A 10,766-nucleotide genomic window follows, 5' to 3' on the forward strand; every position below is an offset into this window, starting at 1 on the left:
GGTCTGATCTCGATCATCTACCCACCGGCCTGCATCGCCTGTCAGACCGCCACCGGACAGGCACAGGCGCTCTGCCCGGCCTGCTGGGGCAGCCTCGGCTTCATCGAGCGGCCCTAATGCGAAAGGCTGGGCACGCCGTTCGCCGTCGATCTCGGTCCAGGCCTGCTCTCGCCGGCCGCGATCTCCGATCCACCGGTCTTTGCCCGCGCTCGCGCCGTCTGCCGGTTCGATGGCGCGGCACGCGAACTGGTGCATCGCCTGAAATATGGCGACCGCATAGACCTCTCGCTGTCGCTCGGCCGCATGATGACCCAGGCCGGCCGCGAACTGCTCGACGAGGCCGAGCTCATCGCGCCCATTCCGCTTCACCGGATGCGTCTCTGGAGCCGGCGCTTCAACCAGGCGGCCACGCTGGCCGGCGTCATCTCCCGTCAGGCCGGCGTTCCGCTCGCACCGGCGCTGCTGGCCCGCGTCAAGCGCACGCGACAGCAGGTCGGCCTCACGCGCTCCCAGCGCGCCGATAACCTGCAGGGTGCGTTCCGGGTCCCCGACGCGATGCGCCCGCAGGTCGCGGGCCGGCGCATTCTCCTTGTCGACGATGTCCTGACCACGGGCGCGACCGCCAATGCTGCCGCACGCACGCTGCTGCGGGCGGGCGCGGGGGCCGTCGATGTGCTGACCTTCGCGCGGGTCGTGACGGATGGCCGGGAAATCACTACATGAGGACTTCGCATCCTATCGAGAGTTCCCTGTCCATGCCGCCTGTCACGATCTACTCCACCTCCTGGTGCCCCTACTGCAAGGCAGCCAAGACCCTGTTGACCGGGAAGGGCGTCGCCTTCACCGAGATCGACGTCGACGGCAAGCCTGAGCTGCGCCAGGCGATGACGGCGCGCGCGGGAGGACGCACCTCCGTTCCGCAGATCTTCATCGGCGAATTGCATGTCGGCGGCTCCGACGACATTCATGCGCTCGATGCGCGCGGCGAGCTCGACAAGCTGCTCGCAGCCTGAGACGCAAGGCTTCGTCCGGCCCGGTCCGGCCTAGCCGCTTCGCATACCGCGCCGATTTGCCTCGGTGGCAGAGCGCCACCATCTATGACGACATGATCCGCTACACCCTCATCTGCGACAACGCCCATGAATTCGAGAGCTGGTTCTCGTCCTCGGCCAGTTTCGAGGACCAGGCCAGGCGCGGATTCGTCACCTGCCCTGTCTGCGACAGCGCCAAGGTGGGGCGCGCGATCATGGCGCCCAATGTCGCGCGCTCCGATCTCGGCCCGAGGGCGGCGGAGCCCGGGCCTGATGCCCCCGGCCCCGGCCCTGCCGCGGCCGGCGCGCCGGCCCCGGTCGCATTGATGAGCGACAGGGAGAAGGCCTTCCGCGAGGCGCTGACCGCGCTGCATCAGCATGTCCGCGAGAATGCCGAGCATGTCGGTGAACGCTTCGCCGACGAAGCGCTGAAGATTCATCACGGCGAGACCGAAGCACGGCCCATCTATGGTCAGGCGACGGCCGACGATGCCCGCCTGCTGCATGAGGAAGGCGTCGACTTCCTGCCGCTCCCGCGCCTGCCTGGTTCGGGAAATTGAGAAGGGCCGGCTTGGCCGGCGCCAGGTCCCGGGAGCGCGGGAGACGAAATTTCGAGGTTTCGTTCGCTCTATTTTCCGAATGATTACAGCATGTTAGAAGCCGCCACGCCGGGCACTGCCTGCGTCGCCTCCCGCATTTGCCGCTCGGCCCCTTCCTTCCTGGATTAACTTTCTGTTAAGGATTTCGGGTTTCCTTCCCGGTGATCCCGCTACGCCACACCCGGCCATTCAGGATTCCGAACACAGGAGTTGCCGCATGAAGCGGGCCCCGATCGCTGCGCATGGTCTCCGTTCCAGCGGAGTTTTCCGGTACGGCGGACGTGGATCCATCCCGCTTCTGGTTGCGCTGGCGGCGCCTCTCCTGGGCGCGTGCAGCATGTCGCCCGTCGAGACGGCTGCAGTCTCGGCCCCCGCGGCCAAGGATCCCGTCGCCGCGCGAAAGCGGGCCGTTGCGCTGGCCAAGGCCGATCCGCGCGAGAAGGACTGCCTGGTCCGCGCCATGTATTTCGAATCGAACCGTTCGAGCGAAGCCGGCCTGCTCGGCGTCGGCACGGTGGTGATGAACCGCGTCGAATCGGCGCGCTATCCCGAGACGATCTGCGGCGTGGTCGGCGCACCCCGCCAGTTCGCCGCCGGCGTCCTCAGCCGCCCGATGCCGGAACACACCCGGCCCCAGATCGAGGCTCTTGCCGAGGACATCCTCAATGGCCGCCGCAACGAGGCGGTGGGAGCGGCCAAGCACTTCCACATGGCCGGGCTGCGATTCGGCTACAACAATATGCACTACGTCACCGTCGCCGGCGGCAACGCCTTCTACGTGAGGGGCGAGCGTCCCGAGCGCAAGCGCATCGAGGAGCCGACGATCCAGCTGGCATCCGCGACCACGACTGCATCGCCTGTCGTCTCCACCTCCTTCGCATCGGCGCCGCTTGCCTTCGCTCCCGAAGCGCCCGCGCCGAGGCTCCCGGCGCTTGAGACTCCGGCCGTCATGCTGGTCAAGAATGCGCCGCTGCCTCCGGGCCGGCCGCTCGACCTCGCCCTGCCGAAGGCCTCCGCCCGCGCCTTCGTCACCCCGCCCAAGGCCGACAACCGCGTCGCGCTCCTGCAGGGTTCGGAGATCCGCGGCAGCCTCTCGACGCGATAGAGGCCTTCGGGCACGGCGCCGTTCCCTCGGAAGGGCGTCCGCCTAACGTCGAACGGGACATCGCCGAAGCTCTGGCGTTATCTTCGCCGCAGTGCAACATTCAGATTGCTCTGCAACACGGGGAGACGCCATGACCGCGACGAAGCTTGGCGGCCAGCAGCCGGGCCAGCGCGACAAGCCCTGGATCTTCCGCACCTATGCGGGCCATTCGGACGCGTCGGAGTCCAACAAGCTCTATCGAACCAATCTGGCCAAGGGGCAGACGGGCCTGTCCGTCGCCTTCGACCTCCCGACCCAGACAGGGTACGACCCTGACCATGTGCTTGCGCGCGGCGAGGTCGGCAAGGTCGGCGTGCCCATCACCCATCTCGGCGACATGCGGGCTCTGTTCGACCAGATCCCGCTGGCGCAGATGAACACCTCGATGACGATCAACGCGACCGCGGCCTGGCTGCTCTCGCTCTACATCGCCACAGCCGACGAGCAGGGCGCCGACCGCAAGCTGTTGCAGGGCACCACGCAGAACGACCTCGTCAAGGAGTACCTGTCGCGCGGAACCTATGTCTTCCCGCCGCGGCCCTCGATGCAGCTCACCACCGACATCGTCGTCTTCACGGCCAGCGAGCTGCCGAAATGGAATCCGACCAACGTCTGTTCCTACCATCTGCAGGAGGCCGGCGCCTCGCCGGTGCAGGAACTGTCCTTCGCGCTGGCGACGGGCATCGCCTTGCTGGATTCCATCCGCGCCCGGCCGGAGGTCAGCCCGGAGGCGTTCCCCGGCATCGTGGGGCGTATCTCCTTCTTCGTGAATGCCGGCATGCGCTTCGTCACGGAGCTCTGCAAGATGCGGGCTTTCGTCGAGCTGTGGGACGAGATCACGCTCGGCCGCTACGGTGTGGCCGATGAGGCGATGCGGCGCTTCCGCTATGGCGTGCAGGTGAATTCGCTCGGGCTGACCGAGCCGCAGCCGGAGAACAACGTCTATCGCATCCTGATCGAGATGCTCGCCGTGACGCTGTCGAAGAAGGCGCGTGCACGCGCCGTGCAACTCCCGGCCTGGAACGAGGCGCTCGGCCTCCCCCGCCCCTTCGACCAGCAATGGTCGCTGCGGATGCAGCAGGTCCTCGCCTACGAGACCGACCTGCTCGAGTTCGGCGACATCTTCGACGGCTCGACCGTTGTCGATGCCAAGGTCCGCGAGCTCAAGGAAGCGGCGCTGGAGGAACTCGCCAGGATCGACGACATGGGCGGCGCGCTCGCCGCCGTCGAGACCGGCTACATGAAGCAGGCTCTCGTCGAGAACGGCGCGCGGCGCATCGAGGCGATCGAGCGCGGCGAGCAGGTCGTCGTCGGCGTCAACAAGTTCACCAACAGCGAGCCCTCCCCGCTCTCGGCCGGCGACGGTTCCGTCGTCACCGTGCCCGACTCCGTCGAGATCGAGGCGGTGGCCCGGCTCAAGGCCTGGCGCGCGGCGCGCGATGGCAAGGCGGCCGAGGCGGCGCTGGCCGAGCTCGCAGCCTGCGCCCGCGAGGCCCGCAACGTCATGCCGGCCTCGATCGCCTGTGCCAAGGCCGGTGTCACCACCGGCGAATGGGCCCAGACCCTGCGCGAGATCTTCGGCGAGTACCGCGCCCCGACCGGCGTCGACACGACCAGGCTCGGCGATGCGACCGGCCTCGCCACGGCCAGGGCGGCCGTCGAAATGGCGACCGAGCGCCTCGGCCGCGCCCCGCGCTTCCTCGTCGGCAAGCCCGGCCTGGACGGTCACTCGAACGGCGCCGAGCAGATTGCCGTGCGTGCCCGCGATGCCGGGATGAGCGTCAGCTATGGCGGCATCCGCCAGACGCCGGAGGAGATCGTCAGCGAGGCCAGGGAGCAGCAGGCCGACATTATCGGGCTCTCGATCCTGTCGGGCTCGCATCTGCCGCTGGTGCGTGACGTCACGGCCCGCCTGCGCGTCGCCGGCATGGACGTGCCCGTCGTGGTCGGCGGCATCATCCCGCCCGACGACGAGAACGCGCTGCGCAACATGGGCGTGGCGCGCGTCTATACGCCAAAGGATTTCGCGCTGGACGGCATCATCGCCGATGTCGCGGGGCTGGCGGCGAAGAAGGGGTGATCGCTCTCAGGGTGACGGCCAGGCTTGTCCCGGCCATCCACGTCTTCACTGGTCGCAGGCGGCGTTCAAGACGTGGATGCTCGTCCCGAGGGCAAGCATGACGGCAGCCGCTAGACCATCCCGACGCTCTTGAGCTGCTGATAGGCCTTCAGGATTTCCTGAAGCGTGCCCTCTCGCGAGCGGTCGCCGCCATTGGCGTCCGGGTGGAAGCGCTTCACCAGCTCCTTGTAGCGTGCCTTGATCGCTGCCGAGTCGGCGGTGTCGTCGAGGCCGAGCGTGTCGAGCGCCTTGCGCGCGACGATGCCGACACGCGATTCCGGCTGCGCCGCCTGCTGCTTGTTGCGGGCCCCGAAAAGGTTGAAGGCATCGTGCATGTCGGCGCCGGCCTCGCCGTTTGCCTTGCGCCCGCGCTGTGCCATCCGCGCGCCCTTCGAGTTGACGCCGAGCTTCCAGGTCGGCCGGTGGCCGATCTCCTCCTGCTTCTGGTAGTCGGCGAGCGCCTCGTCGTCCATGCCCGCGAAATAGTTGTAGGTCGCGTTGTAGGCCTTCACGTGCTCCATGCAGAACAGGAAGAACTGGCCCTCGCGGCCGCGGCCCTTCGGCGCACGGAACTCCCCGGCCCGTGCGCAGCCGGGATGGTTGCAACGCGGCGCATCGCTCTCCACGGCTGCTTCCGCCTCGGAAGAACCGATCCTGATGCTGTCGAAAAGGCGCGAGTTGATGTTCATCGTCGAGGGTTTATGAGACGCAGGGTTCGGGCCGGCAAGTGCGACGCAGCACACTGCCGAACCGACAGGACAATCATCGCAACGGTGGCACGATCATGACCGCAATCGCTGAAAGAATCACGCGAAAGCTGACCGAGGCCTTTGCGCCACAGGAACTGAAGGTGATCGACGAGTCGCACCAGCATCAAGGCCATGGCGGCTGGCGCGAGGGCGGCGAGACTCACTTCCGCGTCAATATCGTGTCGGACGCCTTCGTCGGCAAGAGCCGGCTCGAGCGCCACCGCCTCGTCAATGCGGCGCTGGCGCACGAACTGGCCGACCGCGTCCACGCGCTCGCCATCGCGGCGAAGGCGCCGGACGAGGCGTGATCGTCGAAGGCCACATCCGCAGCGATCGATCAGACAAGGACCAGCCGGGCTGGAGCTATCTTGCGGCGAGGGCCTCGCCCTTCGACTCCGGCGGAGCGGCGATGTAGACGACGAGGGCCGAGGCCAGCGCGACGCCCATGAAGACGAAAAGCCAGCCGAAGGTAGCCTGCGGGTCATAGCCACGGCCATCGAGACCGTTCACCAGCCGCCCCGAGAGCCATTGCATCACGCCCGCCCCGCCCATGAAGACGAAATTCATGAACGTCACGCCGCGGCCGATCTCCCGGGGCGTCATGAAGGCGCGCGCATGCGCCATTACCACGGCATAGGTGACACCGAACAGGCCGATGACAAGGAACAGCCCGACCGCGAGGCGGGAGGATTCCTGTCCCCATAGTGCAAGCGCGAAGAAGGCGCAGGCCACGACCACGGCACAGGCGACGACCGCGGGCTTGGCCCCGATCCGCCGATAGAGCGGCAGCACCAGCAGCGCCCCCACGGCGATCGCGCCTCCCATCGCCATCGCGGCATAGCTCGTCATGGCGAGATCGAAGCCGTGCACCGCCTGGAGATAGGGAGCGATCCACAAGCCGCGCATCGAGATCGTGACCCCGTAACTCACGAAGGTGAAGGGGAGGATCAGCCAGAGCGGGCGCTTCACCACGATCTGCCGTATCCCGCGCAACAGCGACACATGCTGCTGCGGCGCATCGGGCAGCGGCGGCGGATCCTTCAGCAGCAGGATCACGAGCAAGGCTATGAACGCCACGATTCCGGCCAGGCCGAACACGGTTGCCCGCCAACCATAGGCGGCCAGGAAATAGGCGAGCGGCGCGCCGCTCAGCGGATCGCCGATCGAGCCGAAGCCGATCAGGAACGACGACATCGTTGCGAAATGCCCGGGCGAGTAGAGCCGGGCGGCAAGATAGAAGCCGGACATGAGGATGGGCGCGCAACCGATGCCGATCAGCGCGAGCGCGGTCAGAGCAGAGACGTAGCCCCGGGACAGGCCGAATATCACCGTCCCGGCAACGGCGACGAGAAGGAACCCGGCCAGCGTCCGCCGCGGGCCAATCCGATCGAGCGCATAGCCGACCGGGAATTGCGAGAGCGCAAACGCGATCAGCCAGGCAGCCTGCAGGCTGCCGAGCTGGCCCTGATCGAGGCCGAGGTCCCGCGTGAGATCCCCCGAGATGACCGCCAGGAACGCGCGGAAGAACTGGCTCAGGATATAGGCCAGCAACAGGACGACGAAGCTCGTCACGAAGGGTCGCTTTCGCTTAGATCATCGCGCCCTGGCGGGCGCGGTAGCGATGATCTATCACATTGTTATCGCTTCGGATTTGTCCGGAAAGTGGATTCCACTTTCCGGTCCGATGCCATAGCGGCCCGCGCTCCGGCAAAGCCCTGCTCGCGAGACCGGGTCCCGGGCGGTATCCCCCCGGCAAGCCGGCTTCACTTGATCCGTTCGAGCACGGAGACGTAGTTCGCGACGGCCGCCCCGCCCATGTTGAAGATGCCGCCGAGGCGCGGCTCGTCGAGCTGCATGCCCTCCGGCGCCTCGCCCGTCAACTGCATGGCCGAGAGCACATGCATGGAGACGCCGGTGGCGCCGATCGGATGGCCCTTGGCCTTGAGCCCGCCGGAGGCGTTGACCGGCAGCTTGCCGTCCTTCTGCGTCCAGCCCTCCTTGATGGCACGGGCGCCGTCGCCTTCCCTGGTGAGGCCCATCGCCTCGTATTCGATCAGCTCGGCGATGGTGAAGCAGTCATGCGTCTCGACGAAGGAGAGATCGTCGAGCGTCACCCCGGCCTGGGCCAGCGCCTTCTGCCAGGCGAGCGCACCGCCCTCGAACTTCAGGATGTCGCGCTTGGACATCGGCAGGAAGTCCTGGACATGGGCCATGCCGCGGATGCCGACGGCGCGGCGCATCTGCAGCGCGGTCGCCTCGTCGGCCAGTACGATCGCGGCGGCTCCGTCCGAGACCAGCGAGCAGTCTGTGCGCTTCAGCGGCCCGGCGACATAAGGGTTCTTCTCGCTCTCCTCGCGGCAGAAGGCGAAGCCGAGATCCTTGCGCATCTGCGCATAGGGGTTGTCGACGCCGTTCTTGTGGTTCTTGGCCGCAATCAGAGCGAGCGCGTCGGACTGGTCGCCATGGCGCTGGAAATAGGCCGCCGCGATCTTGCCGAAGACACCGGCGAAGCCGCCCTGCGTCTCGCCATCCTCGGGCAGATAGGAGGCCTTCAGCAGGTTCTTGCCGATCTCGGCCGATGGTGTCTTCGTCATCTGCTCGACGCCGACGACGAGCACGACCTTGGCCGCGCCGGCCTTGATCGCGCGCACGCCCTGATGGACGGCGGCAGAACCGGTGGCGCAGGCGTTCTCGACGCGGGTGGTCGGCTTGAAGCGCAGGGCCGGGTCGGCCTGCAATACCAGCGAGGCCGTGAAGTCCTGCGCCGAGAAGCCGGCGTTGTAGTGGCCGAGCACGATCTCATCGACCTGGTCGGCGGTGATGCCGGCATCGACCAGTGCGTCGGTGGCGACCCGCACGATCAGGCTTTCGACGGTTTCGGCATCCTGCTTGCCGAACGGCGTATGCGCCCAGCCGACGATTGCAGCGCTCATGACGGATTCTCCCTATGATGTGCAACTACACGTTATCTTGGCAGCCTTGTGCCGCCCGGCAAGCCGGAAACCACGCATGATGGCCGTGCGCGGATCGGCAGGCGAGCTTTTCCCAGCACTAGAACATCGCCCGGAAAAGGGGAACGCGGTTTTCGGAAGGTCGCGATGCGGGAAACACGAGCTCTGCTCTGCCGTCGCGCGCCGAGGCGCAGCACCTTACTGCAGCGCCACCGAGAGCAGCAGCCCGACGCCACCGACGATCATCGCCATGCCGAGTATCTCGCGCCGGCTGGTGCCTTCGGAAAACAGCCGGCGCGAGGCGATCTGCGCCAGCGGCACCTCGATCAGTGCCAGTGTCCGGACATTGGCGGCGGTGGTCAGCGAGAAGCCGATGAACCAGAACTGCGAGGCCGCAGCGCCGAGGAAGCCGGCCGAGAGCGAGCGGCGCCAGTTCTTCAGGCTCTGGAACAGGGCGTCGCGGTTCGCGGCGAGCAGGTAGAGCGTGAGGATCAGCGTCTGGAGGCCGAGGCCGAGCACGAGGATGGTCGAGGCGCGGATCAGGAAGCTGCCTTCCGGCAGGGCCTGGATGCCGCCGCGGAAGCCGATCGCCGACAGCGCGAAGAATGCGCCGGAGACGATGCCGAGCACCGCCGGGCGCATGCCGGCGCGGGTCATTTTCTCGCCCGGCTTCCAGGACACGACGATCACCCCGGCCGTCGCGATCGCGATGGCTAGGAACTTCAGCGGCGTCAGCGCGTCGCCGAGCAGCGCCGCGCCGAACAGCGCCACCTGCACGGGCTCTGTCTTTGTATAGGCGGTCGTCACCGCGAAGGAGCGCTCGCGCATCGCCGCCAGCATCAGCGCCGTCGCCGCGATCTGCGTCAGCGCCCCCCAGAGGGTGTAGCCCAGCGAGGCCAGGCCCACGGCGGGCGGCAGGCGCTCGAGGCCGAGGCAGGCCAGGACCAGGAACAGCACGGCGAAGGGCAGGCCGAACAGGAAGCGCACCTGCGTGGCGCCGACGACGCCGATGATGTCGGTGAGCGAGCGCTGCGCCAGATTGCGCGCGGTCTGTAGCAACGAGGCGACGATCGTCGCCGGAATCCAGAGAAGGCCGAAAGCCACGGTAAGCCTTGGGAAAGAATGGAGGCGTAGCGTTTTGGACCAGCGCCCCCCGTCTAGGCAAATCGCTCCGCAAGGGGTAGGTATGCATTTGCTGGCGGGCAAATGCGCTGGCTGTCTCGAAAATGCCGCATGCGTCGCGTTGAAGGCTACGCGCCCCGCTTCTCCAGAATTGCCGCCGCCACGATTTTCGTCTCCCTGCGTCTCGTCAGTTCCCGTCAAGACAGGTTCAAAGACCCGCCGATGACCCTCTCCCGCTTTGCCGCTGCCCTTGCCCTCGGCTTCGTCGCGACGGGCCCCGCCCTCGCCGGAGCCAGTCTGGTCATCGACGCATCGAGCGGCTCGGTCATCTCCAGCGAGAACGCCACCCAGGCCTGGCGCCCGGCCTCCACCACGAAGATGATGACGATCTACCTCGCGCTGAAGGCCGTGCGGGAGGGGCGCATCGGGGTGGAGACGGCGATCCCGGTGTCGAAGCTGGCGGCCAGCCAGCCGCGGGTGAAGGTCTATGCCCGCGCCGGGCAGGAGATCACGCTCGACAACGCCCTGCGCATCATGATGGTGAAGTCGGCCAACGATATCGCCTATGTCGTGGCGGAAGGCGTCGGCGGCGATGTCCCGACCTTCGTCGGCATGATGAATGCGGAGGCCCAGCGCCTCGGCATGCGCGACACCTATTTCGCCAATCCCAATGGCTGGGACCATCCCGACCAGCAGACCAGCGCGCGCGACCTCGCGATCCTCGCCATGGCGCTGATGCACGATTTTCCGCAATACTCCGACTACTGGAACACCTCGGCCGTCCAGCTCGGCAAGCAGGTGATGCAGAACACCAACGGCCTGGTGGGCCGCTATCCCGGCATTGGCGGCATGAAGACCGGCTTCACCTGCGCCTCCGGCTTCAACGTCGTCGCGACGGCAACCCGCGGCGGAAAGACCCTGATCGCGGTGGTGCTGGGCTCGGTTTCCGGCGTGGAGCGCACCGTCAAGGCGGCGCAGCTCCTCGACGAGGGCTTCGGCAGCTGGGGCGGCGCCGGCTACACCGTCGCCTCGATGTCGCCCAGCGGCACGC

The 10,766-nt window shown here is 67.3% G+C and carries 10 protein-coding genes and 1 pseudogene; 7 read left to right on the forward strand and 4 right to left on the reverse strand.

The genetic code is table 11. The features are described from left to right. Positions 1 to 3: 3 nt before the first annotated feature. From ACIPIA_RS04140 to ACIPIA_RS04160, 5 genes and pseudogenes are all read left to right on the forward strand, one after another. A pseudogene (locus tag ACIPIA_RS04140) lies at positions 4 to 723 on the forward strand (ComF family protein). Positions 724 to 755: 32 nt separating this feature from the next. Beyond that, the gene (grxC, locus tag ACIPIA_RS04145; RefSeq protein ID WP_400506954.1) at positions 756 to 1,013 is read left to right on the forward strand and encodes a glutaredoxin 3; all 258 of its coding nucleotides are present in this window, start codon (positions 756 to 758) and stop codon (positions 1,011 to 1,013) included. A gap of 92 nt (positions 1,014 to 1,105) precedes the next feature. Continuing rightward, a complete protein-coding gene (locus ACIPIA_RS04150) occupies positions 1,106 to 1,591 on the forward strand; it encodes a DUF1178 family protein (protein ID WP_400506956.1) in 486 nt (161 codons plus the stop codon). A gap of 376 nt (positions 1,592 to 1,967) precedes the next feature. After that, positions 1,968 to 2,735, forward strand: coding sequence for a cell wall hydrolase (locus tag ACIPIA_RS04155; RefSeq protein WP_400506957.1), 768 nt, complete (start codon positions 1,968 to 1,970; stop codon positions 2,733 to 2,735). Between the two features lie 130 nt (positions 2,736 to 2,865). Then, positions 2,866 to 4,854, forward strand: coding sequence for a methylmalonyl-CoA mutase family protein (locus tag ACIPIA_RS04160; RefSeq protein WP_400506959.1), 1,989 nt, complete (start codon positions 2,866 to 2,868; stop codon positions 4,852 to 4,854). A gap of 110 nt (positions 4,855 to 4,964) precedes the next feature. On the opposite strand, the gene ACIPIA_RS04165 is transcribed toward ACIPIA_RS04160, so the two are convergent. Further along, a complete protein-coding gene (locus ACIPIA_RS04165; protein WP_400506961.1) occupies positions 4,965 to 5,519 on the reverse strand; it encodes a J domain-containing protein in 555 nt (184 codons plus the stop codon). Positions 5,520 to 5,677: 158 nt separating this feature from the next. Here ACIPIA_RS04165 and ACIPIA_RS04170 point away from each other — a divergent pair, with 158 nt between their 5' ends. Then, positions 5,678 to 5,950 carry a BolA family protein gene (locus tag ACIPIA_RS04170; protein WP_400506963.1) on the forward strand — a complete coding sequence of 91 codons (273 nt, stop codon included), beginning with the start codon at positions 5,678 to 5,680 and terminating at the stop codon, positions 5,948 to 5,950. Positions 5,951 to 6,005: 55 nt separating this feature from the next. On the opposite strand, the gene ACIPIA_RS04175 is transcribed toward ACIPIA_RS04170, so the two are convergent. From ACIPIA_RS04175 to ACIPIA_RS04185, 3 genes are all read right to left on the reverse strand, one after another. Beyond that, entirely contained in the window at positions 6,006 to 7,214 is a 1,209-nt protein-coding gene (locus ACIPIA_RS04175; protein WP_400506965.1) for an MFS transporter, read from the reverse strand. Between the two features lie 191 nt (positions 7,215 to 7,405). After that, positions 7,406 to 8,575: an acetyl-CoA acetyltransferase gene (locus ACIPIA_RS04180; protein WP_400506967.1), complete on the reverse strand. Its 1,170-nt coding sequence runs from the start codon at positions 8,573 to 8,575 to the stop codon at positions 7,406 to 7,408. Between the two features lie 216 nt (positions 8,576 to 8,791). Further along, the gene (locus tag ACIPIA_RS04185; RefSeq protein WP_400506969.1) at positions 8,792 to 9,697 is read right to left on the reverse strand and encodes an EamA family transporter; all 906 of its coding nucleotides are present in this window, start codon (positions 9,695 to 9,697) and stop codon (positions 8,792 to 8,794) included. A gap of 240 nt (positions 9,698 to 9,937) precedes the next feature. Here ACIPIA_RS04185 and ACIPIA_RS04190 point away from each other — a divergent pair. Further along, a partial coding sequence (locus ACIPIA_RS04190; RefSeq protein WP_400506971.1) for a D-alanyl-D-alanine carboxypeptidase family protein occupies positions 9,938 to 10,766 on the forward strand: 829 nt, incomplete at its 3' end.

The organism is Allobosea sp. CER48 (genome assembly GCF_044752385.1).
Classification (GTDB): Bacteria; Pseudomonadota; Alphaproteobacteria; order Rhizobiales; family Beijerinckiaceae; genus Allobosea.

Excerpts from the sequence above, each read along its gene's own strand:
- grxC (WP_400506954.1), top strand. The coding sequence starts at position 756 with ATGCCGCCTGTCACGATCTACTCCACCTCCTGGTGCCCCTACTGCAAG.
- ACIPIA_RS04160 (WP_400506959.1), top strand. The coding sequence starts at position 2,866 with ATGACCGCGACGAAGCTTGGCGGCCAGCAGCCGGGCCAGCGCGACAAG.
- ACIPIA_RS04150 (WP_400506956.1), top strand. The coding sequence starts at position 1,106 with ATGATCCGCTACACCCTCATCTGCGACAACGCCCATGAATTCGAGAGC.
- ACIPIA_RS04155 (WP_400506957.1), top strand. The coding sequence starts at position 1,968 with ATGTCGCCCGTCGAGACGGCTGCAGTCTCGGCCCCCGCGGCCAAGGAT.
- ACIPIA_RS04170 (WP_400506963.1), top strand. The coding sequence starts at position 5,678 with ATGACCGCAATCGCTGAAAGAATCACGCGAAAGCTGACCGAGGCCTTT.
- ACIPIA_RS04180 (WP_400506967.1), bottom strand. The coding sequence starts at position 8,575 with ATGAGCGCTGCAATCGTCGGCTGGGCGCATACGCCGTTCGGCAAGCAG.